This window comes from Corynebacterium pilbarense (genome assembly GCF_026930265.1).
In the GTDB taxonomy this organism is placed as follows: domain Bacteria; phylum Actinomycetota; class Actinomycetes; order Mycobacteriales; family Mycobacteriaceae; genus Corynebacterium; species Corynebacterium pilbarense.
On the sequence record NZ_JANRML010000003.1, the window covers coordinates 174,503 to 197,817 of the forward strand.

Below are 23,315 nucleotides of genomic sequence, written 5' to 3' on the forward strand. Positions count from 1 at the left end.
CGGAAACGCGAAGGTTCGTTTCCGGGCTTTTTCAATCGCCAACTCGCGCGCGTATCCGGTGCTAGAGTGCTCTCTGGTTCTGAAATGTCTAACCAACATCTGTAGAAAAGGCGAGCCTCATGCGCACCCAGACAACCCCGAAGATCCTTCTCAGTGCCGGTGTGGCCAGCGCCCTCGCGCTGACGGCCGTGACCGCGCCCCAGGCGCATGCGGAATCGAGCCTGTCCAGCCTGTCTTCTTCCTCCGGCACCCCCGCGAAGAAGAAGCGCGAGAAGAAGCCGTGGGTGCCCGTGGAGCCGCCGAAGAAGACCGCGTCGAAGCCTCTGCGGCTGCCCAACGGCACCACCATCCAAATCATGGACGACGTGCTGGGTAAATACTCCGCCCACACCGGGTTCCGCAGCGGCGACCTGGGTGCGATGGCGCCGATGGGCAACGGCGAGTTCGCCATGATCTTCGGCGACTCCTTCCGCGGGGATTTCGGCCAAGGGTGGATGAGCCCGGTCGGCGTGGTGGCCACAATGGACGAGGACGGCTTTATCAAGATCCTGCGCCCCATCGACAACACCTCCGAGGTCAGCGACATGATCTCGTACCGCCGCGTCAACCAAAGCACCCTGATTCCGTCCGACGTGATCAACATCGACGGCACGCTATATCTGCACGGCACCTTCCATGCCCCCGCTTTCGGCGACGTGGTTTCCTCCAACGTGTGGAAGTCCGACGATGGCGGTAAAACCTGGAAAGAAATCAGCTCCACACGCGGCAATCACATGGGCGGTGTGACGCAGCTGATTAGCTGGGACAAGGGCCCGGACGGCTACATCTACGCCACCACCACCAAGTTCGGCCGGGATTCGGCGGTGTACCTGTTCCGCTTCAAGCCGGAAGACATTGACAACCCGGGCAACTGGGAGGGCTACAGCGCCCAGATCGACAAATGGACCAACGAGGCTGAACCGATCCTGCAGGACAACGTGAAGGCCGGCGAGATGTGCCTGCGCTACATCGACGGCCACTGGGTTCTGGTCATGTTCAACGAGGACACGCTGAGCGTCGAGGTGCGCATCTCCGAGACTTTGGAACGTGACTGGGACGAGGTCCGGGTAGCCAAGATCGCACGGCACGGGTCCTGGGACAGCAAGCAGACCCCGCTGAACTGGTCGCAGCCCTACGGCGGCTACATCGTGCCGGGCTCGCACCTGGACGACATGGACATTGTGGTCTCTCAGTGGAACACCACCGACAACAGCCGCTACACCGCCACCCAGTTCAACGTGAAGGGGCTGGACAAGGTGTACGGCATCGACGCGGATGAGGTGCGCGAGGAGCCCGAGGTCACGGTGGTCAAGCAGGGGTCGGAGTCGACCACCGACATGGAGGCTGAGGACAACCTGGTCAACGACAAGCCCGAGCTTTTCTTGTCCTCGGAGGACAGCGACGCGCTGGCCACCCTGCGCACCGTCGGCATCATTCTGGGCGTGCTGGCGGCCATCGGCGCCATCGGTGCCGTGACACTACCGATGTACAGGGACATGCTGCCGGAGCCGATCCAGCAGATGCTGCCGTTCTAGGCCCGGTATCATCTCCCCGGTGCGTCAAACCTCAACTCGTTCTCCGTGGCCGGCCCTGTGGTCGATGATGCTCGGGTTTTTCATGATCCTGGTGGATTCCACCATTGTTTCGGTGGCGATCCCCGCGATCTCGGAGGGCCTCGGCGCCTCCTATAACGAGGTTATTTGGGTCAACTCCGCGTACCTTTTGGCGTACGCGGTGCCGTTGCTGATCACGGGCCGTCTCGGCGACCGTTTCGGCCCCCGAACTATCTACTTGGCCGGTCTGGCGCTGTTCACGGCGTCGTCGCTGGCGTGCGGGTTGGCGTCCACCTCGGCTGCGCTGATCGCCGCCCGCGCGTTCCAGGGGCTGGGTGGTGCGATGGTCACCCCGCAAACCATGTCGGTGATGATCCGCACCTTCTCTCCGAAGGAGCGCGGCGGCGCGATGGGTGTGTGGGGTGCCACGGCAGGCCTCGCCACCGTCACGGGCCCGCTGTTGGGCGGTTTGCTTGTCGACGCCTCCGGTTGGCCCTGGATCTTCTTTGTCAACGTCCCCGTCGGTGTGATCGGACTCGTCCTGGCGTGGATCTACGTGCCGCGCCTGGACAAGACCAACCGGCACTTCGACTGGGTGGGCGTGGGGTTAAGCACCGTGAGCATGTTCTGCCTGGTCTTTGGCATCCAGGAGGCGGAGAACTTCAACTGGGACTGGCGCGTGTGGGCGCTGGTGCTTGTCGGAGCGGCGACGATGGTGCTGTTTTTCCGCTGGCAGTCCAGGCAGGGCGCCAGCGCACTGGTGCCGTTGGCTCTGTTCCAGGACCGCAACTTCTCTCTCGCCGGCGCCACTATCTCCACGGTGGGCTTCGCTATTTCCACCTACATCATCCCGTGGATGATCTACGTGCAGACGGTGCAGGGCTTTACCCCCACCCAGGCGGCGCTGCTGGTGCTGCCGTCGGGTGTGGTCTCCGGTCTGCTGTCTCCGTGGGTTGGCAAGCTGACCAACACGCACGACCCGAAGCCCTTCGCCATCACCGGCCTCACGTTGGCGGCGGTGTCGATGGGCGTCTCGGCACTGATCACCACCCCGGCGGTGGATCCGCGCTGGATGTACGTCATCGCCGTGGTCTATGGCGTGGCCAACTCGCTGATGTGGGGCCCGCTTTCTATGATCGCCACCCGGAACTTGGACCCGCGCCTGGCCGGTGCCGGCTCGAGCGTGTACAACACCACCCGCCAGATCGGCGGGGTGATCGGGTCGGCGGCGGTCGCGGCGATGATGTCGTCGCAGCTCGCCGCCAAGCTTGGCGACGGAGCCGGCGCGGGCGACATAGCCACCGCGGGTCAGGCGACAGGCCCCCTGCCGGAGGCGCTGCACGAACCGTTCGCGCTGGCGATGGGCAACTCGATCTGGCTGCCGTGCGCCGTCATCGCGGCAGGCGCCGTGGTGGCGTGCTTCTTCGCAAGAACGAAATCCTGGAACGACTAACTACACGCCGCCGGGCAGTGGGATACGTTCCCAGTCCCCCAACTCGTCGCGGCGGTAGATCAACTTGTCGGCGTGCTCCCGGTTACCCCAGAGCTGGAAGAACTCGAAGTGCTCCGGCTCGATGCACCACACGTTGAGCCTCTCGCCGTCGAACTTCCTATGCGCGGTGCCCTTCACGCGCACGGAGCGGCGCAGCGGCTGCCACCAGAAGTTCAGCGCCGCGGCCCCGGACACCTCCAGCTGCTTTACGGTGGCGGTTCGCTTCCCAGTGCCGAAGTGAAACCCGTCCGAATTCAGTTGGAGGAGGTCGACGATTCGCACCTCGGGAAGCCCTCGCTCGTCCACGGTGGCGAGGGAGACGGCGGAGACGTCGCGAAGCCCTGCGTCCACGGCGTACTCGAACCACTCGGCGAATAACACGTTGGGGTCGCGAGGCAGCGAGGCGAAGTCGACCTCGATCCGCGAGGTCTGCGTCTTTTCCAACCCCGCGACATAGTCCTGCGACAGGTAAATCATGGAGCAAGCGTATCAACGAAACGCCCCGCAATCATCAAAATCACATGCGATACCAGCCACACAACAGGTATGTATGGTCCCATGGCAGAGCGCACCCGCAAGCCGCGCGCCCGGAAGAAGCGCATCGAGGGCACCTACCCCATCGACACCGGCACGGCCAGCATCCTCGCGGACCCGGACCGCGACGGCGCGTACGTCTTGGAAGTCAACCGGGTGCCGTCGTCGTACGTCGTGCCCGGCGCGCCGGAGGTGCTGGAGTACGACTACATGCGGTGGATCGCGGACTTCATCGAGGCCGCTGACCTGCCGGAGCCGTTTACCGCGGTGCACTTGGGCGCGGCCGGCTGCGCGCTGCCGAGTTACGTGCAGCACCGGTGGGACAGCCGCAACATCGCCGTCGAGCTGGACCGGGGGTTGGCCCGCCTGGTGCGAGACGCGTTCGACCCGCCGGTAGAAATCGCTGTCGCAGAAGCCCGTGCGTTCACCCACGCGCTTGCGCCCGGATCGGTGGACGTGATCGTGCGCGACGTCTTCGCCGGCCCCGACACTCCCCGCCCGCTGACCACGGTGGAGTTCTACCTGGTGGCGTATCGCGCCCTGACCCCGGGCGGGTTATTCGTGGTCAACGTCGGCGATGTGGCGGGCCTGCCCCGCGCCCGCGCCACTGTCGCCGGGCTGCAAGAGGTTTTCGCCAATACCGCCGCGACGTTTACGGGCCGCGGCTACGGCAACGTCGTCGTCGCCGCGTCCGATGCGCCGCTCGCTGGCGCCCAACTGCCTATCGACGGCGCTTCGCCTCTGCACGACTAGCCCCTAGAACTCGAACTCAGTGCCCAGACTGGGCTGGTAGAACGCGGCCCGCTGCGCGGTGAGCTCCTTGAAGTGCGGCGAGGTGACCTCCTGCAGCGCGGCGATGTAGTCCGGCACGATGCGTTTGGGCAGGCGCAGCCCCATGGTCAGGTGTGGAATCCAGCGCTCGCCGCGGCCCTCCGGGTTCGCGGCGCTGACGGCCCGGGCTGCGCGCTCAAGCTCCTCCGGCGCCTCAAGCAGCCAAGCCACGGTCTGTTTGGACTTGGTGCCGAAGATGGCGACGCCGGAACGTCGTAAAGCTGCGGGCAACACAGGCGGCAAAAGGTCCGTCGCCGCGGCGATGGCGCGGCGGTGCATGTCAGGCGCGAAAGTGACGGAGATGTGCGGGCGCTGGTGCTGCTGCGGGAAGCCGCGCTCGGCGAGCTCGGCGTAGATCGCGCGCACGGCCCGTTCTTCGGCCTCGGGCAGACGCAGCAGTATGTTCTCGGGCGACACCGATTGCTCCTTACACTTCCCAGCGGATCTGGCCGGGGTCCTTGTCCTCGCGCCAACCTCTCCATGATGCCTGGCGCACCTTTCGGTCTGCGGTAGCGCCTGCGAGCTGCACCTCAGCGACGTACTTCGGGCTCACCCACCAGGCGTCCTTTGCGTCGGAGGCGGGGATGTCTATGGGCGGGGTTGCGCGCTCGACGCCGCGCAGCTTGCGGCCGATGTCGGCGAGCTGGGAGTTGGAAAAACCGGTGCCCACACGCCCCGCGTAGCGCAGCTCGCCGTCCTCACCCGGCACCGCGACCAGCAGCGATGCGATGCCGCGCTTGCCGGTGCGCACGCCCACGACCACCACCTCCTGGTGCAGGGCGCGCTTGACTTTTAGCCACGCGCGGGAGCGCTCCCCCGGCGCGTATTCGGCGTCGGTGCGTTTGGCCACCACGCCCTCTAGCCCGAGTTCCTCCGCGGCGCGCCAGGCGGTGTCGAACGAGCCGGTGGTTGCGGGTGGAATGACCACGTGCTCGGTTTCGTCGAGACGCTCGAGCAGCTCGCGGCGGGCGCGCCAGGGCGTACCGGTCAGATCCCGACTACCCAGGCGCAGCAGGTCGAAGACCATGTAGCGAAGGTGTGCTTCTGCGCCGTGCTGGTCGGCGCGGTGCAGGGCGGAGAAGTCGGGGTTTCCGTTCGCGTCGAGGGCGACGAGTTCGCCGTCGAGGCAGCCGCCGTCGACAAGCACATGCGCAAGCTCGTCCGTGTGCGGGAACAGGGGCGTGTAGTCCTTGCCGCTGCGGCTGCGCAGGCGGACCGCGCCGCCGACGTCCGCGAGGATGCGGTAGCCGTCCCATTTCATCTCGTAGGCGAACTCGGTGCCGTTATGTTGTTCGAGGGTGATGTCGCCGCGGGTGGCCGCGGTGGGCTGCATCGGTGCCAGCGGCGTTGTTTCGGCGGCGGCGCTGGGCTGGTCCCGGGTGAGCTTGAGCAGCCAGTTTTTCTCGTCGGTGCGGATCAGCGCGAAGCGGCGCGGGATGCCGTCCAAGCAGCCGCCGTCGCGGCCGTGGAGGATGGCGATGATCTCGTTATCGCGCCACTTTTCTATCGCGCAGGTGCCGATGTCCCAGATTTTCACCGTGCCCGCGCCGTACTGGCCTTTCGGGATTACGCCTTCGAACTCGGCGTATTCGATCGGGTGGTCCTCGGTCTGCACGGCAAGCCGGGTGATATCGGTTTTAAGCGGCGGGCCCTTCGGCACGGCCCAGGAGACGAGCACCCCGTCGTGCTCCAGGCGGAAGTCCCAGTGCAGGTGGGAGGCGTCGTGCTCGCCGATGACGAAGATCGGCTCGCCGTCGCGCGGGGCGGGAGCGGCGTCGGGCACCGGCTCGCCGGTTTTGGTTTTGTCGCGCATGGAGCGGTACGTGGCCAGCCGGTCCTCCCCCGGCGCGCCGAGGACTGCAATGGGGTCGAGCCCGTCCTCCACCCGCGCGATGACCTCGTCGAGCTCCAGCTGCCGCAGCGCCGGGTCCGCGATCTCCTCCCACGTGCGCGGCGCCGCCACTGTGGGGCGCTCGCGCCCTCGCAGCGAGTACGGGCTGATGGTGGTTTTCGTCCCGTTGTTCTGGCTCCAGTCAATGAACACTTTTCCTTTGCGCTCGACCTTCGCCATGGCGGCGGTGACGCGGTCCGGGTGCGCGCGCTGCAGGTGCTGCGCAAGGGTCTTGGCCACCTTGGTCACCGCATCGGCATCGCTTTGGCCGTCCAGGCCGGCGTAGAGGTGGATGCCTTTGGACCCGGAGGTCACCGGCACACAGGTCAGCCCCATGTCTTCGAGGATCTCGCGGCACTCCAGCGCGATTTCCGCGGTGTTGTGTAATTCGACGCCGGGTCCCGGGTCTAGGTCCAGTACCAGCCGGTCGGGGTTTTGCGGTTTGCCGTCCGCGCCGAAGCGCCACTGCGGGGTGTGCAGCTCTAGTGCCGCGACCTGGGAGAGCCACGCGAGGGTGGCGGAGCCGTCGAGAAGCGGATACGCGTTGACGCATGTGGTGTGTTGGATGGTGCCGGTAGGCACCCACTCGGGCGCCGAATCCTCGAGGTCTTTGCGGAAGAAGCTTTGCTTATCGACGCCTTCGGGCCACCTCTTCCTGGTCACCGGCCTCCTGTTGGCTTGAGGGACGAGCACCTCGGCAACTGCCTGGTAGTAGCGCATGACATCGGCCTTAGTGGTGCCGGTGGCCGGGTAGAGCACCTTGTCCAAGTTGCTCACGGTGAGCTCGCGGCCGCCGACGCGGACCTTCTGGTCATTGCCCATGGCCCCACTGTAGAGGCGTGCGTAGAGTGAAGCGCATGCGCGCAGTTTGGACCGGTTCCGTCACATTCGGCCTTGTCAACGTCCCCGTCAAGGCCTACGGGGCGACCGAGGACCACGATTTGTCATTCCACCAAGTCCACGACAAAGACGGCGGGCGCATCCGCTACGAGCGGCGCTGCGAGGTCTGCGGCGAGAAGGTGGAGTACAAGCACATCGACAAAGCGTTTGAGGAAGACGGCGACACCGTCGTGATCACCGACGAGGACTTCGACTCCCTGCCCGAAGCCGACAACGACGAGATCGAAGTCGTGCAGTTTGTGCCCGCGGACCAGATCGACCCGTTGATGCTGGAGAAGTCCTACTACCTGGCGCCCGAGGGCAAGACGCCGAAGTCGTACCTGCTGCTGCGGCAGACCTTGCTGGATTCGGATTTGATCGCCGTAGTGCGCTTCGCCCTGCGACAAAAGACCAGGTTGGGCGTGCTGCGGGTAGTGAACAAGGTCATTGTGCTGCAGGGGCTGATGTGGGCCGACGAGGTACGCGAGCTCGACTTCGACGACGAATTCAAAGGCACGAAATCCCGGGCGAAAATCGGCGAGAAGGAGCTGAAGCTGTCCAAGCAGCTGGTGGAGTCTTACGCCTCCGACTTCACCCCCGAGGAATTCGAGGACGACTACCAGGCGGAGCTGCGCAAACTCATCGACGCCAAGTTCGAGGAGGGCGAGACCCTGGACACCGAGGCCACGTTCGGCGCTGATGGCGCGGAGGGCTCGGATGACTCGGATGGCTCGGGTGACGACGATGACAACGTGGTGGATCTCATGGCCGCGCTGAAGGCGTCGCTGGATAAGCGGTCTTCCGGTTCCGGGAAGAAGTCCACGAAGAAGGGGAAGAGCGCTTAAGTCCACGCCCCCTCCTCCCCCCACAACAGTTGACACTCAGCTTAGGCTTACCTTAGTGTCTCCATAGTTCCTGCAACTTAGCTTAGGCTAACATCACCTAACGAAGGGAAACGTGGTGAAACGTTCACACCGGATCAGCACCCTCGCCGTCTCACTTGTCACCGTCTGCGGACTGGTCGCCTGCACGGGCGCCGAGACAGCCCCCACCGCCAGCAACGAAGTCGGCGATATCAGCACCGCAGTCAGCACAGGCACGAACGGCGCCTCCGCGACAACTCAGACCCGATCCACTGAGGGCGCGGTCACTGTCACCGACGCCGCGGGCCGCACGCTCCAGTTCGACGAACTGCCGGAGCGCATCGTGCTGGCGGAAGGCCGCGCGGCGTACGCCACTGCCCTGCTACAGGACAATCCGCTGGACAATGTTGTCGCCTATGGCCAGGACTTGGAAAAGGCGGCCGGGGCATTCCGCGAGAAGCTCTTCGAGATGCAGCCGGAGGCGAAGGACATGCCGGAGATCGGCATGATCCACAAGGGCGACGTCACCGTTGAGAACCTGCTAGCGCAGAAGCCGGACGTGGTGATCATGACGCTGGACCAGAAGAAGTCCGTGGAAGAAAGCGGCTTCATCTCCGATTTGGACGCGGCGGGCATCACCTACGCGTTCATCGATTTCCGCCAGAAGCCGCTGGAAAACACCACGGTGTCCATGCAGCTGCTGGGCGACCTGCTCGGCCAGAGCGAGCGTGCGCAGAAGTACAACGAGTTCTACCAGGCCAAGGTCAAGGAGATCACTGACCGGGCGGCGAAGATCGTCGATAAGCCGGATGTGCTGCTGTGGACTGCCGCCGGGTTCAGCGATTGCTGCGCCGTCGCCGGGGATGTGCACCTGGGCACGCTGATCACCGCAGCTGGCGGACACAACTTGGGCCCCGAGGTGCTCGGCCCAGAGACGAAGACACTCACCCCGGAGAAGCTGGTCGAGCTCAATCCCGACAAGCTCATCGTCACCGGCGGCGAGTGGGCGCGCGACCCGAACAAGGCGGACACCTTCCGCCACGTCGAGCTGGGCTACCAGTCCAACCCCGACCTCGTGCTCGAAACGTGCGAGGGCCCGCTGCAGCAGCCGGGCATGGAGCTTCTCGACGCACCAAAGGAAGGCAACTACTTCGCCATCTACCACCAGTTCTACGACAACCCCTTCAACGTGTTCGCCCTCGAGGCGTTTGCGAAGTGGCTGCACCCGGAGGAGTTCGCGGACCTGGACCCGGCGCAGGACTTCAAGGACTTCCACAAGGAGTGGCTGCCGTTCGATTACAGCGGCGTGTTCTTCGTCGACCCCGCGCACCCGGAGGCGATGTAGGGCATGACCACGCACGTGCCCGCAAAACCCGACGTGGCCGAGGACGCCCGCCGGGCCGCGATTGATAGCTACCTCAAGCGCGGGCGGAAGAAGTCCTTCGCCATTACTGGTCTGCTGGTCGCGGTAGTGGTGAGTTTCCTGTTCGCCGTTGTGGTCGGCCCGATCGACATCGCCGTGGCCGACGTATTTAACGCGGTGTTCCACCCGGAGCGGGTGGACGAGCAGACCCTGGTGGTGATTCGCACGCTGCGCCTGCCAGCCGCGGTGATGGCGGTGCTGTGCGGTGCCGCGCTGGGGCTAGCGGGCGGGCAGATGCAGACGATTTTGGATAACCCGCTGGCGGAGCCGTTCACCCTCGGTATCTCGGCCGCAGCGGCGTTCGGCGCCGCGCTGTCCATCGTGATGGGCTGGTCGCTGGCGGCCAACCCGCAGTTCAACCTCGCCGCCACCGCTGCGCTGGCGGCGCTGATCGCCGTAGCGATTGTGGCGGGCGCTTCTGTGTGGCGCGGCGCCACGGCCGAGTCGATGATCCTGCTCGGCATCGCGCTGTCCTTCTTCTTCCAGGCTTTGCTGTCGCTGTTGCAGTACGGCGCCAACGTTGAGGCGCTACAGCAGATCGTTTTCTGGACTATGGGGTCGATGCAGCGCGCAAACTGGACAGCGAACATCATCCTCGCGGTCGTCCTCGCCGCGGCGATCCCGTTCTGCGTGGCCAACGCGTGGCGCCTGACCGCGCTGCGGCTTGGCGACGACCGCGCCGCCGCCCTCGGCATCGACGTCAAACGCCTGCGCCTTGCCACCCTGCTCGTCGCATCGTTTTTGGCGGCCGCGTCTGTGGCGTTCACCGGCATCATCGGGTTCATCGGGCTCGTCGGGCCCCACGTGGCGCGCATGCTCGTGGGCGAGGACCAGAAGTTTTTCCTCCCCGCCGCGGCCGCTGCGGGCGCGATGCTGCTGAGCTTGGCCTATGCCGTGTCGCTGTCTATCATCCCCGGCCTGGCCATCCCGATCGGCATCATCACCTCGCTGGTCGGCGTGCCGTTTTTCGTGTTCCTCATCTTCACCCGTGCCCGCCGGAAGGGGGCGTAGACCATGACCGTTAGCGCGCAGAACCTCTCCGTTTCCTACGGACGGTCCACCATCGTGCACTCGTTGTCGTTCGGCCCGCTCGAGGGCGGGACGGTCGTCGGTCTGATCGGCCCCAATGCCGCCGGCAAGTCGACGCTGGTGAAAGCCATCGCCGGGATTAAAAAGCCGACGGCGGGGTCGGTGACCATCAGTAAGGACGGCGCGGAGCTCACCGGCAGGGACCGCGTGGAAGCGATCGGCTACGTGCCGCAGGACCTGTTGAGCAGCGCCACGCTGACCGCGTTCGAATCGGTCATGGTCTCCGCCCGCCGCCGCGGCGTCGACGGGTGGGACCCGCTGGAGCGCACCGCCGACGTCATGCACCGTTTGGGTATCACGCATCTGTCCGACCGGCTGGTCTCGGACATGTCGGGTGGTCAGCGCCAGCTCGTCGCTGTCGCGCAGATGCTGGTGCGCGAGCCGAGCGTCATGCTTCTCGACGAACCCACGTCCGCCCTCGACCTACGCCACCAAGTCGAACTGCTCCAGCTCATCTGCGACGAGGTCTGCGGAACCGACCGGGTGGCGCTGGTGGCCATCCACGACCTGAACCTCGCCGCTCGCTACTGCGACGAGCTGCTCGTGCTCAAGTCCGGCCGCCTCGTCGGCCAAGACACACCCCATGCGGTGCTCACTCCCGACCTGCTCGAAGACGTGTACGGCTTCCGCGCCCGCGTCCTAGACGACGCCGGTGTGCCCGTGGTCTGCCCCGTGTAGGCACGTGGGGCGTGGTTAGCCCCATTGCGGGTTGTCCACATCCACGCCTTCGGCCGCCGCGTGGGCTGTGACCAGCTCGAGCAGGTAATCCTGCGCGCCGCCGTACGCCTCGTGGAAGCGGGGGTCGCCCACGTACATGCGCGCGAGGATGAGCTGGCGCGCCGGGGTCACGTCATACCACTGGGCGATGCTGGCGCGATGGCGCTCCACCAGGGCTGCGGCTTCTTCGGAGCCTGGCGCTACGCCGGCGTCGCGGGCTTCGACCAGGTCCGCGGCGAGCGCGTCCTGTTCTTCCTGCAGGCGCTTGAAGTCGCCTGCACCCATTTGAGCGAGCTTTTCCTGGGACTGCGTCCACTCCGGGGTATCTCCCCAACGCTGTTCGGCTTCTTCCTGGTAGGCGGGCATATCCTCGCCGAGGTACTTCTTCATTGCGTCCATGTCGATAGATCCTTTCGTTGCGTTGTCGATGAGGTGCTGGACAGATGTGAGTTGGGCGTCGAGCGTGCGCCGTCGAGAAGCGAGTGCTTCCCGGTGGTGCTTGAGGGCGCGGGTGAGGGCGGCTCCGGAGGCGTCGAGAAGCTGCGCGATCTGCGCAAGCGGCACGCCAACGCCGCGGTAGAGGGCGATGGCCGCGCCGCGCTCGAGGTCCGCCTCGCTGTAAACGCGGTGGTCGGCCCATGTGCGCGCGGGTGCGATGAGGCCGAACGCCTCCCAGTGGCGCAGCGCCTTGGTGGAAACGCCGAGGGCCTCCGCGGCCTCGCCGATTGTGTATTCGATACCATCTGCCATGGTTGCGATTGAACAGCTTGCCGCAGGGGCAAGTGCAAGTTGGGAGCGATAATGGACGAAATCCGCGTGGGCGACGCCGAGCGTTCGGACGCGCTGGACCGGCTGGGCACGCTGTTCGCAGACGGTTACCTTGATGTAGGAGAGTTCGAAGAACGCACAGGTCAAGCTGCGGTTGCGCGCACGCGCGGGGAGCTTTCAATGCTTTTCGACGACCTCCCGGCCGAACCGGTCGCTTTGGAGAAACAGACGCCGTCCGAGGTCGAGCTGGATGAGAAACTCGCAGCGAAACGAAAGATGGACACCGCGATCTACACCACCCTCATCGGCGGTTTGGCGGTCTATTTCGTGCTGCAGATTGGGCTGGATCTGGACTACGCCTGGGTGGTGTGGCCGGTGATGGGCATACTCGCGGTCGCTTGGTACGCCGTCTTCGACATCTCCGACGAGGAAGACGAGATCCTCGAGGAACTGCTAGAGAAGGAGCGTTCCGATCGCGCCGAGCGGCTGAAACTCGCCGCCGAGCGCCGCAAGGAGCTTGGGAAATAGCCGAGAGTTTCCCGCTCCCGCCGGTTAAAGTGGGCACATGGGTTTTCGTCGTGCGTTCGCGCTTGTTGTAGCTAGTTCTGTTGGGGTGGTTTCGGGTTGCGCCGGAGGTGGCGAGCCCGAGACCGTGGTGGTCACATCCACGCAGTGGGTCGACCCGGATTCGGGTGAGGTTGTGGAGCCTGAAGCGGGCGAGGATTCGGCACCAGTCGAGGCTTCTGAGGCCGCGCCCGAAGCACCAGCCGAAGAAGATGCACCTGCCGATAGCCCCGCGGAAGACGCACCGGTAGTCGTCGACTCGAACGGTGACCTGCTCGTCACCGGCAACGTGGACGCATGGTCGACGGAGCAGGCCCGGAAAGGCCGCCCCGCTCCGAACAACGAAGACCCGGACAACGTGTATTACGTGCTGGTCTTCGACTCCCCTGTCAACATCACGGCAATTAAGGCGGGAAGCCAGGTCGCCCAAGAAAGCCCCTTCGCTCAACTCGGATCCGTGCAGCACTGGGATTTCGGAACCTCAGATCACACCAACGGCTGGGACGAATACGTAGGAAAGCGGGTGCGGCTGCGGGTTCCGCCTAACCAGTTCTCGTACAGGTCTGACGCGAGCCTGCCCTTCGGCAGCCAGCTCATGCTCAACGACAACGCCGAAGTGGGCATTGAAGTGCTAAATTAATCCCTCTGTCGAACGGTTGTTCTATTTTCGAATGGCCGTGTCGGGCGCGTTGTTAGATTGAGTTCATCACTTTCAAACAACCGCACTCCCGGCAGGAAGGAGGGGCCATGACCAGCGAGATCACCCGGTGCGTCGACGAGATTTCTTCAGCGCTGCACACACTTAGCACGTTGTTCGAGGACCCCTCCGCCCTCGCATTTGAGGACGTCCGGCACGACATGGAGCGCCTGGAGGAGCAGTTTAAAAAGAAGGCAACTATCGACGCAGCATTCGCCTTCATCGCCGACCGGGACGATGCCGGACGTGTCGTCGGAGCCAACTACCCGAACGCCTACCTGCAGCAGTGCCTGGACCTGTCCAAGGGCGAGGCCTACAACCGCCTCGAGCGCGGCCGGTTGCTGTACGGCGCGCCACCGGAGCCCACTCCTCCCCCGCCCGAGGACGTGGAGGACCTGTTCGACATGACCGGGGAGGATGCCGAGGCCGAAGCCCAGGCCGCCGCGGAGGCTGCCGCCGAGGAGGAACGCGCTCGCCAGAAGAAAGCGCGCGAGAACTCGTCGAAGGTCAGCGCGGAAAAGCAGGACATTATCCGCCGCGAGCTGGACAAGCTGCTCAAGGCCGCGGCCTGCGAGCGCACCCGCATTCATTCTGAGGCAATGGAGGAGGCCCTGCACCGCAGCCCCGAGGACCTGCGCTTGTTCGTGCGCAAGGCGGTGAACGCGGCGAACCGGAAGCACGCGCCCCACTCCAACCCGAACGCCGGGTTTGAAAAGAGGAGTGCCACCTTTGGCCGTCGCAAGGCAGACGGCATGGTGGACATCCACATCAACGCCACCGCCGGCCACGCGGCGCTGATGAAGGCGCAGATGGACAAGGGGCTGGCACCGAACTCGAACCTGCCGGAGGAACTGCAGGGCGAGGCGGATTCGCGCACACCGGAGCAACGCCGATTCGATCAGTTCTTCGCCATCTTTGAGCAGTACGAGGAGAAGTGCCAAAAGTCGAATGACGGCGCCGCGTCCGTGGTGCTTGCGCTGACGCTGGACGACCTCGCGGACGGCGACGCCGCGATGCTCTTCGACACCAACACCGGCATCGAGGTGGACTGCTTCGACCTCGTGCGCCTCGGCATGGACGGCACAACCGACTTCCTGCTGCAGGTCGACGGGGTCAGCTCCGTGCCGCTGTGGATGGGGCGCACCAGCCGGCTGGCGTCGGTGGCCCAGCGCATCGCCATGTTCGCGGTGCAAGGGGTCTGCTCCTGGCTCGGCTGCACCGCGGCCATGTCGGAGTGCGAGGCCCACCACATCCTCGCGTGGATCAAGGGTGGAAACACCGACATTGAAAACCTCACCGGGCTGTGCCGCGAGCACCACAGGTGCAACAACGACCACAGAGACGGCTCCTTTAACAAGGGATACATGGATTTCGACCCGAATACGGGCAGGTCAGGGTTCCGACGGCGCCCCGGCGACCCGTTGAAATTCAACCAATCGGTCCCGGCGAAACATTCGGCGGTGAGCAGGATCTATGCGGCGAAGGGCCGGTGCGAATGCGCCAAACACACTGGTCGCGACCCGGCGTTTTACCCGCCCGGCCACCCGCCGATGAAAGACACCTGGACCCCGATGCGGGTGTGACTCCCCCGCGCGTAGCGTTATCCGTATGCGCATTTACACCGTGGGCCACTCCAACCTGGACTTCGACGACTTCACCGCGATGCTTTCTGCCGCCGGGGTGGAGTCCGTCGTTGACGTGCGCAAACTCCCCGGCTCACGAAAGTACCCGTGGTTCAACGACGACTACCTCGCCGCGCACCTGCCCACCCGCGGCATCGCCTACAGCCGCAGCGAAGGCCTCACCGGCCGCCGCAATGTCTCGCGCACCGTCCCCTTCGAGGTCAACGGCAACTGGCGCAACCGCAGCTTCCACAACTACGCCGACCACGCCCTCGGCGACGAGTTCGCGCGCGCCCTCGCCGAACTCCGCGACCACGCCGCCGAAACCCCCACCGCGGTGATGTGCTCCGAGGCAGTGTGGTGGCGCTGCCACCGCCGCATCATCGCCGACCACCTCATCGCCCACGGGGACGAGGTGGGCCACATTATGGGGGCGACGGCGGAGGGGGCGTCGATAAGCGAGGCAACCTTGAACGACGGCGCCGTCGTTGGCGACGACCTCCTCGTTCGCTACCCAGAATTCACCTGAGCGAAACCTCACCGCAAAACAGCCTTTCTAAGGTTGCTCTCACACACGCAACCCGCTTCAAAAGAAAGGCCCCTCGTGTCCGCCCGCTTCCGCATCCAGCTGATCTCCGCGACCACCGCCGCCGCCCTCGCCGCCACCTTCACCCCCTTCGCCCCGGCGGCGATGGCGGCGGAGACCTCCGAATTCACCATCTCCAACGTCACCGATTTCCACGGCTACTGGGAAGAGACGAAGTTCGTCCCGGGCGCCGCCCACCTCAAGTGCGCCGTGGACAAGGCCGCCGAGGGCAAAACCCACGTCTTCACCTCCGCCGGCGACAACATCGGCGCCTCCCCCTTCGCATCGAAGCTGCTGGACGACGCCCCCACCCTGGAGATCCTCAACCTGATGAACCTGCAGGTCTCCGCGCTGGGCAACCACGAGCTCGACGAGGGCGCCGACGACTTCTCAAACCGCGTCACCGCTGCCTCCGACTTCGACTTCCTCGCCGCCAACGCCGAGACCGTGAAGAACACGAAGGACTACGTGATCAAGGACCTCGACGGCGCGAAGGTGGCCTTCGTGGGCACCATCACCGACGACATGCCAAACCTGGTCAACCCGAAGTCCATCGAGGGCATCACCTGGAACGACCCGGTCGCAACCACGAACGAGCTCGCCGAGCAGCTAAAAGATAGCGGCGAGGCCGACGTGGTCATCGCGCTCGTGCACGAGGGCGGCATCAAGGCCGACGAGTTCTCGGACGCCGTCGACGTTGCGTTCCTCGGCCACTCGCACCAATCAATCGAGCCCTCCGGCGAGAAGCCGCTGCTAATCCAGGCTGGCTCCTACGGCACCAACCTTGCCAACGTGGACCTGAGCTTCGACCGCGCCGCCAAGAAGTTGACCGTGAAAAACGCCGAGCTTCTCGACGCCGACACGATCCGCGCCTGCGACACCCCGCAGCCCGAAATCGACGCCGTGGTCAAGGACGCGCTGGCGAAGGCCGGCACCGAGGGCAAGAAGGTCATCGGGCACACGGACGAGGACCTGTACAAGGCGGGCGACAAAGAGTCTCAGCTCAACAACTTCATCGCCGAGGCCACCCGGCAGGGCGTGACCAACAACTCCTCGGTCACCGCCGACATCGGCGTGATGAACGCGGGCGGCGTCCGCGCCGAGATCGAAGCCGGCGACGTCACCTACGAGCAGGCGTTTTCCGTCCAGCCGTTCGGCGGCGAGAACACCTACGTCGAGCTGAAGGGCTCCGATGTGGTCGCCGCGCTGGAGGAGCAGTGGCGCGACGACCCGGACCGCCCCATGTTCCCGCTGGGCATCTCCGACAACGTCTCCTACTCCTACGACCCGGCCGCGCCAGTCGGTTCCAAGATCACCTCCGTCACCGTCGACGGCGCCCCGATCGACCCGGAGAAGACCTACGTGGTGGCCGGCTCGACCTTCCTGCTCGCCGGCGGCGATAATTTCAAGGCCTTCACCAAGGGCACCGAGCCCGCGAACCTCGGCTACGTGGACCTCAACGCCCTGGTCGAGGCACTCAGCGGAGGCCAGCAGCAGCGCACCGGCCAGTCCAACGTGGGCGTCCACCTCCCCGCCCCGCTCACCGCGGGCAAGGAAGCAACCATCGAGCTCAGCTCGCTGCTCTTCGACCAAGGCGAGACCGCCACCACCGCCACCGCAACGCTTGGCGACGCCTCCGGTTCCGCCACCATCTCCCCCAACAACGCCGACATGACCCCCAACGAGTACGGCACCGCCACCGTGAAACTCACGGTCCCGGCGGGCATGTCGGGCACCCAGGAGCTGCGCATCACCACCGACGCCGGCACCGAGGTCACCGTCCCGGTCGAGGTCGCGGCCGCCGCGGACCAGGCCAAGCCCGAGCCGAACAAGCCCGAGCCGAACAAGCCCGCAGAGCCGAACCAGCCGAACACCGGCGACTCGAGCTCCGGCGACCTCGGCTGGATCATCCCGGTGGCCATCGCCGGCGCCTTCGGCCTGGCCAACCTGGTTGCCCTGTTGTTCCCGTTCGCGGTGGATCGGGTGCTGGGGCCCGTCGCTAAGCGTTAGCCCCCCTTGCGGCGGGTGGCCATGAACAAACCGCCCGCCACCAGCGCCAGCGCGCCCAGGCCGAGGACCACGTAGCGCAGGGAGGCGGAGGGCTCAGAGGATTCGCTCGACGCCGAATCCGAAGCATCACCACCGACCACACCGCGGATCCACTCGGCCTGCTCCGCAACCGGCGCCACCGCCACCGCCGCGTTGGAGTTCATCTCCTCCTCGGTGGGGTTTTCCGGGTCCTCGAACAGGCCGGCCGACATCACGCCGGCGACCTTGCCGTCGGCGAAGATGGCGCCGCCGGAGTCGCCCGGCTGGATCCGCGCGCCGTTCTTTAAGGCGACGTCGAGGGCGGTCGGGGCGTCGAAAAGCGCCAGCGGCGATTCCCCGCGCACCGTGGCCTCCGCGGCGGGCAGTGTGGTGGAGCCACCGGAGCCGTCGGAGGACCAGCCGTAGATGTTCACATCCCCGCTCGGCACCTCCCCGGCCACCGAGGCGTAGGAGGAAAGTCCCATGTCTTCGGTGGTGTGCAAAAGCGCGATATCGCCGCGGGGGGCCACCTCGTGGCGGTCCACCTGGAACACCTTCTGGTTGTCGCCCTGCCCGGTGCGCACCGAGCCGCCCGGCTTGGCGGCCGCCTCGACGCAGTGGCGGGCGGTGATCACCCAGTGCGGGTCGATGGCGGTGCCGGTGCACACGCCGTCGTCGGGGTCGGAGTCGTCCACGCGCACCGAGACCACCGGCTGCGCCTCAGCCGCGTCGCCGGCGAACTGCTCGGATTCCATCGCCCACGCGGGCTGCGCCGCCAAAGCGAGACCAACTGCAACACTAAAGGCCAACTTTTTCATCATTTTCCTTTCCAATCACCGCCACGAGGCGGCGAACAATACTTTCCATCGGCCCGCGCCGGAACACGGCGAGCCAGCCGTACGCGATCACTGCGGCGCCGGCGAGGCTCACCCACACCCCGACCCACTGCGCGCTCAGCACGTGCAGGCAGTACAGGGTCAGCGTCATCCGCCCCAGCGGCGCGGCCCACCCCAACCAGCGGCCCGCCAGGCAGCACAAAGAGCACATGCCTATCGACGCCCCGGCGGTCCCCACCACGTCGATGAGCCTGCCGGTGTGGCCGGTGGCGTCGAGAAGCGGGGGCAACGGCACCCACCACCGCAGCGCAACATCGGCCGCGAACAGCAAGCACCCGACAACCGCCCCGGCACGCAGCGGCATGTGGCGCGCGAACAGGATCCCGGCGACCATGAGCACTGCCCACATCAGCGGCGGGTACGGCGAGGCCGACGGCGCAAGCGCCGCCGATCCCAAAGCTCCAGCACCGGCGAGCCAGACAAGCCACGCCGAATCCAGCCTCGGCGCCCACGCAAGCACGATCATGCAGACCCCGATCGTGCCCAGGACCACCTCGATGGTCCCGGAAAACGGCACCAGCGCGAAGTGCAACACCACGAGGCACGCCCCGCGCACCACGAACTGCGCCGGCCGGGCGCGCATGAGCCCCATGGACACCCCGGCGAGGAACGCGAAGAGCCCCGCGGGGAAGCCGAAGAGCACCTGCGCTGTAAGCCCGTCGTGCACGGTGAGGTGCGCGACGATCATCGCGACGAGCGCTACGGCCCGGGCCGCGTCGATTCCAACGATTCTGGTCTGCATGGGGTTCAAGCTAGAAACCCCGGTGTTGCGCCCGCGTTAACCCGGATGTTTATGTCTCCGCAACATCGCGACGCATACGATCGCAACCATGACAATTCGGGTGCTAATCGTGGACGACGAGGCATTCCTCGCCGACGCCATCGCCACCGGCCTGTCGCGCGCCGGGATGCAAACTCGCCTCGCCTACGACGGGTTCGAGGCGCTAAAGCTTATCGACGAGCTGCCGCCCGACGTCGTCGTGCTGGACCGGGACCTGCCCGGGGTGCACGGCGACGTGGTGTGCCGCCGCATCGTGGAGTCCCAGCCCGCGACACGGGTGATCATGCTGACGGCCAGCGGGACCCTGGACGACCGCTTGGAAGGCTTCGACCTCGGCGCCGACGACTACTTGGCCAAGCCGTTCGAGCTGCCTGAGCTAGTCGCGCGGGTGAAAGCCCTGGCCAAGCGCAACGCGCCTGCCCGCGGCGAGGTGTACCGCTGCGGGGACGTGCGCTTGGACACGTTCCGCCGCGAGGTGACCCGCGGCGAGGTGCCGGTGAGCCTGAGCCCGAAGGAGTTCGCGGTGCTGAAGGTGCTCATGGATGCCGACGGCGGGGTGATCTCCGCCGAGGACCTGCTGGCGGAGGCCTGGGACGAAAACGCCGACCCGTTCACGAACTCCCCGCGCGTGACCGTGTCGCACCTGCGCAAGAAGCTGGGTGAGCCGCGCATCGTGCACACCGTCACCGGCGCCGGGTACTACGTGGCGGAGGCCGAGCGATGAGGCTGAGCCTGCGCGCCCGCATCACAGTGATGTTCGTGGCCACCGTCCTCGGCGTCGGCCTCGCGCTGATCGGTCTGGTGTACGCCTACTTGAAGCTCACCCCGGTGCCGGTGATGGCGTCGTTTCCGGGCACTGACGACGGCGTGGTCATCGACGGCGCCGTGCCCGTCACCGACGAGATCCTGCGCCGCATCCTCTTGGCCTCGCTCGGGGCGCTCGCGCTGCTCACCGCGCTTGCGGGCGTGGTGGGCTGGTTCGTGGCGGGACTCGTGATCACCCCGCTGCGCTCGATCGCCGACGATGCGCGCACCGTCACCCGCGGCGACCTTTCCGCCCGCATCGACTACGACGGGCCCCGCGACGAGGTCGGCGAGCTGGCCGAAGCGCTCAACGCGATGCTCGACGAGCTCGCCGACGCCGTCGAGCGCCAGCGCCGCTTCGCCGCCAACGCCTCCCACGAGCTGAAGACCCCCATCGCGACCATCCAGACCGTCGCCGACGTGGCGCTTTCCGGCGACGACGCCGACCTGCGCCCGGCACTGGGCCAGATCCGCGAGGTCAACGCCCGCAACGCCGCGACCGTGTCCTCGCTGCTGCAGCTGGCTAACGTGCAGGTCCGCGACCGCGCGGCCGTAAATCTGGCCGCCGTGTGCCGGGAGGTCGGCGCCGCCCACGGCATGCCCGTGGACGCAACACCGCTGACCGTCGATGCCTCCCCCAGCCTGATCCGCCAGGCGGTGGACAACCTTGCGCGCAACGCCGCCATCCACGGCGCCGACGGGTCAATCGCGCTCCGGCAGGCCGGCGCCTTCGCCGAAATCACCGTGGAGTCGGCCGGTGAGCCGCTCGACCCGGCGGAGGTGGCCACCTGGACCGAACCGTTCGCCCGCGCCCGCCGCACCTCGGGTTCCGGCCACGGGCTGGGTCTGGCCCTGGTCAAGGCGATAGCAACGGCCCACGGCGGCTCGGTCGGGTTGGCGCCGCGGGCCGGGGGCGGGCTCGTCGTAAAGCTAATGCTCCCTGCGTAGCGCGGCCTCGAAGCGCGCCTTGGCCGCCTCGACGTCCTCGGCGTTGTGGGAGGTGGGCACGTCCGCGCGGTCCGGGAAGACCGCCTTGCCCTGCGGCAGGTTGATCGCCGGCTGGTTCGGCTCCCCGCCGCCCTCGGAGCGCAGGTGCTCGTGGGCGTAGTCGGCGCAGTGGTCCAAAAACACCCGCGGCGGGGCGAAGAAGTTGCAGCCGGTCAGCGCCTCGGAGAAGTCCAGGATGCAGTCGTAGTTGCCCTCCGGCTCGCCGATGAACATCCGCCGCATCATCACCTCGGTGACGCGGGGGTCGCGGGCGTAGCTCATGAAGAAGGTGCCCTGCTTGCCCAGCGCGTCACCGAACGAGAGGTTGTTGCGCACAATCTCCAGGCCGTTGCCGTCCTCGTCCTCGACCTGGTTGACGGCCACGTGGCTGTTTGACGCCTTCTCATCCAGCTCGATGTCGGAGTGCTTCGTGCGGCCGATGACCCGCTCCTGCTCCTCCACCGGCAGAGCGTTCCAGTCCTTCAGGTTGTGCACGTACTTCTGCTCGACGATGTAGCTGCCGCCCTTCCAGATGCCGTCGCGGATGATCGCCACCTCGACGCCCTCCTGGCCGCGGGGGCTTTCCGTGCCGTCGACGAAACCGAGCGGGTCGCGGAAATCCTGGTACTGGAACGCGTGGACCTCGTCGTAGTAGTTGATCGCGTCCTCAACGATCGCGTTGATGCGGCGCGCCAGCTCGAAGGCGACGTCGAACTCGTCGGAGCGGATGTGGAAGAACACATCGCCCGGGGTGGACGGCGCGTGGTGCTTCGCGCCCGTCAGTTCCACGAACTCGTGCAGGTGCTCCGGCTTCTCCAGCGCGAAGAGGCGGTCCCACATCTTCGCGCCGACGCCGGCCACCGCGGTCAGGTGGGCCTCCGGGTAACGGAAACCCACGCCGCCAGTCAGGCTGGACAGGCTGGAAAGCACCTCCAGCGCCGCCTGCTCGCCGCCCTCCTTGAAGCCGAGGGTGATAAACAGCGCGTCCCGCGACTGCGGGAGGATCACAGTTTGGGTTACTTCTGCCTGGTTCCTACTCGTCATGGCCTTAAGCATTCCCCACTTGCGCGGCTTTAGTCGGGCCAGGGACTGTCCTGTCGCCGCTTACAGCACCGCCCAGCCGGTCAGCGCCGCGCCGATGACCACCGCCCACGCCGGGACCTTGAAGTTGCGCAGCGCCACGAACGCTGCAGCCGCCACCGCCATCGTGGCCGTTCCATGGATGCCGGAGGTGAACACCGGGGTATACAGCGCCGCAGCCAAGATGCCCACCACCGCTGCGTTCGCGCCAGCGAGGGCATTGGCGGCGTGCGGGTTGGCGCGCAGCCGGTCCCAAAACGGCATGATCCCGACGACCAGCAGCGCCGCCGGCAGAAAGATCGCCACCGTGGCCAGGGCCGCACCCCACAACCAATGCACGCCCTGCGCAGAGGCACCCAGGAAGGAGGCGAAGGTGAACAGCGGTCCCGGCATCGCTTGGGCGGCGCCGTAGCCGGCGAGGAAGGTGTCGTGGTCCACCATCCCGGTGGACACCGTGGCCTGCTCTAGCAGCGGCAGCACCACGTGCCCGCCGCCGAACACCAGGGCGCCGGAGCGGTAGAAGCTGTCGAAGATGCCCCAGCTCGTGCCCATGCGCCCTGCCAGCGGCAGCAGCGCGAGCAGGGCCGCGAACACCGCCAGCGCCCCCACGCCGACGGTGCGGCTGGCGGCGGGGGTGCGGCTGGGGGCCGAAGGGGCGTCGATAGGCGAAAGTGCGAAGGTGGCCACGAGCATGCCCGCAACGATCGCGCAGACCTGGGCCGCCGGGTGCGGGACCAGCAGCACGATGAGGAAGGCGGCGAGCGCGACGGCCGCGCGCAACCGGTCCGTGACGATGCTTTTTGCCATCCCCATGACCGCCTGCGCGACGACCGCGACCGCCGCCGCTTTGAGCCCCGCGAGCCAGCCGGCGTCGGAAATGTCGCCGAGGCGCGCCACGCCGAGCGCGAACGCGACCATGAGGACCACGCTCGGCAGCGTGAAGCCCACAAACGCCGCGAGCATGCCACCGTATCCCGCGCGTTTGAGCCCGATTGCCATGCCGACCTGGCTCGACGCGGGGCCCGGCATGAACTGGCACAGGGCGACCAGATCGGCGTACTCGTCGTCGGTGAGCCACTTTCGCTTCTCCACGAACTCGTCCCGGAAGTACCCCAAATGCGCCGTCGGTCCGCCGAACGACGTCAGGCCGAGGCGGGTGAATATGCGTAGTACTTCAAACACAAGCGCGAT

Annotated in this window: 22 protein-coding genes; 14 read left to right on the top strand and 8 right to left on the bottom strand. The window is 66.4% G+C overall.

Annotation, left to right across the window (positions count from 1 at the left end):
* Window positions 1–119 precede the first annotated feature (119 nt).
* Both NUW87_RS04375 and NUW87_RS04380 read left to right on the top strand, forming a co-directional pair.
* Window positions 120–1,574, top strand: coding sequence for a DUF4185 domain-containing protein (locus tag NUW87_RS04375; protein WP_269027368.1), 1,455 nt, complete (start codon window positions 120–122; stop codon window positions 1,572–1,574).
* Window positions 1,575–1,593: 19 nt separating this feature from the next.
* Entirely contained in the window at window positions 1,594–3,045 is a 1,452-nt protein-coding gene (locus NUW87_RS04380; RefSeq protein ID WP_269027369.1) for a DHA2 family efflux MFS transporter permease subunit, read from the top strand.
* Here the strand turns inward: NUW87_RS04380 and NUW87_RS04385 are convergent, their stop codons facing one another.
* Window positions 3,046–3,561 carry a pyridoxamine 5'-phosphate oxidase family protein gene (locus NUW87_RS04385; RefSeq protein ID WP_239219084.1) on the bottom strand — a complete coding sequence of 172 codons (516 nt, stop codon included), beginning with the start codon at window positions 3,559–3,561 and terminating at the stop codon, window positions 3,046–3,048.
* A gap of 81 nt (window positions 3,562–3,642) precedes the next feature.
* Here NUW87_RS04385 and NUW87_RS04390 point away from each other — a divergent pair, with 81 nt between their 5' ends.
* Complete coding sequence (locus tag NUW87_RS04390; RefSeq protein WP_269027370.1) at window positions 3,643–4,371, top strand: spermidine synthase; 729 nt, start codon at window positions 3,643–3,645, stop codon at window positions 4,369–4,371.
* Window positions 4,372–4,374: 3 nt separating this feature from the next.
* Here the strand turns inward: NUW87_RS04390 and NUW87_RS04395 are convergent, their stop codons facing one another.
* Both NUW87_RS04395 and NUW87_RS04400 read right to left on the bottom strand, forming a co-directional pair.
* The gene (locus tag NUW87_RS04395; protein ID WP_269027372.1) at window positions 4,375–4,866 is read right to left on the bottom strand and encodes a 2'-5' RNA ligase family protein; all 492 of its coding nucleotides are present in this window, start codon (window positions 4,864–4,866) and stop codon (window positions 4,375–4,377) included.
* A gap of 10 nt (window positions 4,867–4,876) precedes the next feature.
* Window positions 4,877–7,162, bottom strand: coding sequence for an ATP-dependent DNA ligase (locus NUW87_RS04400; RefSeq protein ID WP_269027374.1), 2,286 nt, complete (start codon window positions 7,160–7,162; stop codon window positions 4,877–4,879).
* A gap of 35 nt (window positions 7,163–7,197) precedes the next feature.
* On the opposite strand from NUW87_RS04400, the gene ku reads away from it, so the two are divergent.
* The 4 genes from ku (at window position 7,198) to NUW87_RS04420 (ending at window position 11,272) form a co-directional block, all read left to right on the top strand.
* Complete coding sequence (gene ku, locus NUW87_RS04405) at window positions 7,198–8,064, top strand: non-homologous end joining protein Ku (RefSeq protein WP_269027376.1); 867 nt, start codon at window positions 7,198–7,200, stop codon at window positions 8,062–8,064.
* Window positions 8,065–8,179: 115 nt separating this feature from the next.
* Window positions 8,180–9,427 (top strand): ABC transporter substrate-binding protein, encoded by a 1,248-nt coding sequence (locus tag NUW87_RS04410; RefSeq protein WP_269027378.1) that lies wholly within the window; start codon window positions 8,180–8,182, stop codon window positions 9,425–9,427.
* A 3-nt stretch (window positions 9,428–9,430) separates the two neighbouring features.
* The gene (locus NUW87_RS04415) at window positions 9,431–10,516 is read left to right on the top strand and encodes a FecCD family ABC transporter permease (RefSeq protein WP_239219095.1); all 1,086 of its coding nucleotides are present in this window, start codon (window positions 9,431–9,433) and stop codon (window positions 10,514–10,516) included.
* A 3-nt stretch (window positions 10,517–10,519) separates the two neighbouring features.
* Complete coding sequence (locus NUW87_RS04420; protein WP_269027380.1) at window positions 10,520–11,272, top strand: ABC transporter ATP-binding protein; 753 nt, start codon at window positions 10,520–10,522, stop codon at window positions 11,270–11,272.
* Window positions 11,273–11,287: 15 nt separating this feature from the next.
* Here the strand turns inward: NUW87_RS04420 and NUW87_RS04425 are convergent, their stop codons facing one another.
* Window positions 11,288–12,061, bottom strand: coding sequence for a MerR family transcriptional regulator (locus NUW87_RS04425; protein ID WP_269027381.1), 774 nt, complete (start codon window positions 12,059–12,061; stop codon window positions 11,288–11,290).
* Between the two features lie 51 nt (window positions 12,062–12,112).
* On the opposite strand from NUW87_RS04425, the gene NUW87_RS04430 reads away from it, so the two are divergent.
* The 5 genes from NUW87_RS04430 (at window position 12,113) to NUW87_RS04450 (ending at window position 17,558) form a co-directional block, all read left to right on the top strand.
* On the top strand, window positions 12,113–12,607 hold the full coding sequence (locus NUW87_RS04430) for a DUF1707 SHOCT-like domain-containing protein (protein ID WP_239219101.1): 495 nt from the start codon (window positions 12,113–12,115) through the stop codon (window positions 12,605–12,607).
* A gap of 37 nt (window positions 12,608–12,644) precedes the next feature.
* Window positions 12,645–13,283 (top strand): hypothetical protein, encoded by a 639-nt coding sequence (locus NUW87_RS04435; RefSeq protein ID WP_269027383.1) that lies wholly within the window; start codon window positions 12,645–12,647, stop codon window positions 13,281–13,283.
* 107 nt (window positions 13,284–13,390) lie between these two features.
* On the top strand, window positions 13,391–14,923 hold the full coding sequence (locus NUW87_RS04440; protein WP_269027384.1) for an HNH endonuclease signature motif containing protein: 1,533 nt from the start codon (window positions 13,391–13,393) through the stop codon (window positions 14,921–14,923).
* 25 nt (window positions 14,924–14,948) lie between these two features.
* Window positions 14,949–15,491, top strand: coding sequence for a DUF488 domain-containing protein (locus tag NUW87_RS04445; protein WP_269027386.1), 543 nt, complete (start codon window positions 14,949–14,951; stop codon window positions 15,489–15,491).
* Window positions 15,492–15,566: 75 nt separating this feature from the next.
* Window positions 15,567–17,558, top strand: coding sequence for a bifunctional metallophosphatase/5'-nucleotidase (locus NUW87_RS04450; RefSeq protein ID WP_269027388.1), 1,992 nt, complete (start codon window positions 15,567–15,569; stop codon window positions 17,556–17,558).
* Here NUW87_RS04450 and NUW87_RS04455 read toward each other — a convergent pair.
* Both NUW87_RS04455 and NUW87_RS04460 read right to left on the bottom strand, forming a co-directional pair.
* Window positions 17,555–18,397 (bottom strand): trypsin-like serine protease, encoded by an 843-nt coding sequence (locus NUW87_RS04455; RefSeq protein WP_269027390.1) that lies wholly within the window; start codon window positions 18,395–18,397, stop codon window positions 17,555–17,557. The genes NUW87_RS04450 and NUW87_RS04455 overlap by 4 nt on opposite strands.
* Window positions 18,375–19,214 carry a DUF418 domain-containing protein gene (locus NUW87_RS04460; protein WP_269027392.1) on the bottom strand — a complete coding sequence of 280 codons (840 nt, stop codon included), beginning with the start codon at window positions 19,212–19,214 and terminating at the stop codon, window positions 18,375–18,377. The genes NUW87_RS04455 and NUW87_RS04460 overlap by 23 nt, the downstream gene beginning before the upstream one ends.
* Window positions 19,215–19,302: 88 nt before the next feature.
* Here NUW87_RS04460 and NUW87_RS04465 point away from each other — a divergent pair, with 88 nt between their 5' ends.
* Both NUW87_RS04465 and NUW87_RS04470 read left to right on the top strand, forming a co-directional pair.
* Window positions 19,303–19,977, top strand: coding sequence for a response regulator transcription factor (locus NUW87_RS04465; RefSeq protein ID WP_269027394.1), 675 nt, complete (start codon window positions 19,303–19,305; stop codon window positions 19,975–19,977).
* The gene (locus tag NUW87_RS04470) at window positions 19,974–21,005 is read left to right on the top strand and encodes a HAMP domain-containing sensor histidine kinase (RefSeq protein WP_269027395.1); all 1,032 of its coding nucleotides are present in this window, start codon (window positions 19,974–19,976) and stop codon (window positions 21,003–21,005) included. Before NUW87_RS04465 ends, NUW87_RS04470 begins: the two co-directional genes overlap by 4 nt.
* Here the strand turns inward: NUW87_RS04470 and NUW87_RS04475 are convergent.
* Both NUW87_RS04475 and chrA read right to left on the bottom strand, forming a co-directional pair.
* On the bottom strand, window positions 20,988–22,088 hold the full coding sequence (locus tag NUW87_RS04475; protein ID WP_269027397.1) for a Dyp-type peroxidase: 1,101 nt from the start codon (window positions 22,086–22,088) through the stop codon (window positions 20,988–20,990). The two genes, NUW87_RS04470 and NUW87_RS04475, sit on opposite strands and share 18 nt — an antisense overlap.
* Before the next feature lie 60 nt (window positions 22,089–22,148).
* Window positions 22,149–23,315 (bottom strand): chromate efflux transporter, encoded by a 1,167-nt coding sequence (gene chrA, locus NUW87_RS04480; RefSeq protein WP_269027427.1) that lies wholly within the window; start codon window positions 23,313–23,315, stop codon window positions 22,149–22,151.

Coding starts and splice junctions, on each gene's coding strand:
- NUW87_RS04375 (WP_269027368.1), top strand. CDS start 120: ATGCGCACCCAGACAACCCCGAAGATCCTTCTCAGTGCCGGTGTGGCC.
- NUW87_RS04385 (WP_239219084.1), bottom strand. CDS start 3,561: ATGATTTACCTGTCGCAGGACTATGTCGCGGGGTTGGAAAAGACGCAG.
- NUW87_RS04390 (WP_269027370.1), top strand. CDS start 3,643: ATGGCAGAGCGCACCCGCAAGCCGCGCGCCCGGAAGAAGCGCATCGAG.
- NUW87_RS04400 (WP_269027374.1), bottom strand. CDS start 7,162: ATGGGCAATGACCAGAAGGTCCGCGTCGGCGGCCGCGAGCTCACCGTG.
- ku (WP_269027376.1), top strand. CDS start 7,198: ATGCGCGCAGTTTGGACCGGTTCCGTCACATTCGGCCTTGTCAACGTC.
- NUW87_RS04415 (WP_239219095.1), top strand. CDS start 9,431: ATGACCACGCACGTGCCCGCAAAACCCGACGTGGCCGAGGACGCCCGC.
- NUW87_RS04420 (WP_269027380.1), top strand. CDS start 10,520: ATGACCGTTAGCGCGCAGAACCTCTCCGTTTCCTACGGACGGTCCACC.
- NUW87_RS04425 (WP_269027381.1), bottom strand. CDS start 12,061: ATGGCAGATGGTATCGAATACACAATCGGCGAGGCCGCGGAGGCCCTC.
- NUW87_RS04430 (WP_239219101.1), top strand. CDS start 12,113: ATGGACGAAATCCGCGTGGGCGACGCCGAGCGTTCGGACGCGCTGGAC.
- NUW87_RS04435 (WP_269027383.1), top strand. CDS start 12,645: ATGGGTTTTCGTCGTGCGTTCGCGCTTGTTGTAGCTAGTTCTGTTGGG.
- NUW87_RS04440 (WP_269027384.1), top strand. CDS start 13,391: ATGACCAGCGAGATCACCCGGTGCGTCGACGAGATTTCTTCAGCGCTG.
- NUW87_RS04445 (WP_269027386.1), top strand. CDS start 14,949: ATGCGCATTTACACCGTGGGCCACTCCAACCTGGACTTCGACGACTTC.
- NUW87_RS04455 (WP_269027390.1), bottom strand. CDS start 18,397: ATGATGAAAAAGTTGGCCTTTAGTGTTGCAGTTGGTCTCGCTTTGGCG.
- NUW87_RS04460 (WP_269027392.1), bottom strand. CDS start 19,214: ATGCAGACCAGAATCGTTGGAATCGACGCGGCCCGGGCCGTAGCGCTC.
- NUW87_RS04465 (WP_269027394.1), top strand. CDS start 19,303: ATGACAATTCGGGTGCTAATCGTGGACGACGAGGCATTCCTCGCCGAC.
- NUW87_RS04470 (WP_269027395.1), top strand. CDS start 19,974: ATGAGGCTGAGCCTGCGCGCCCGCATCACAGTGATGTTCGTGGCCACC.
- NUW87_RS04475 (WP_269027397.1), bottom strand. CDS start 22,088: ATGACGAGTAGGAACCAGGCAGAAGTAACCCAAACTGTGATCCTCCCG.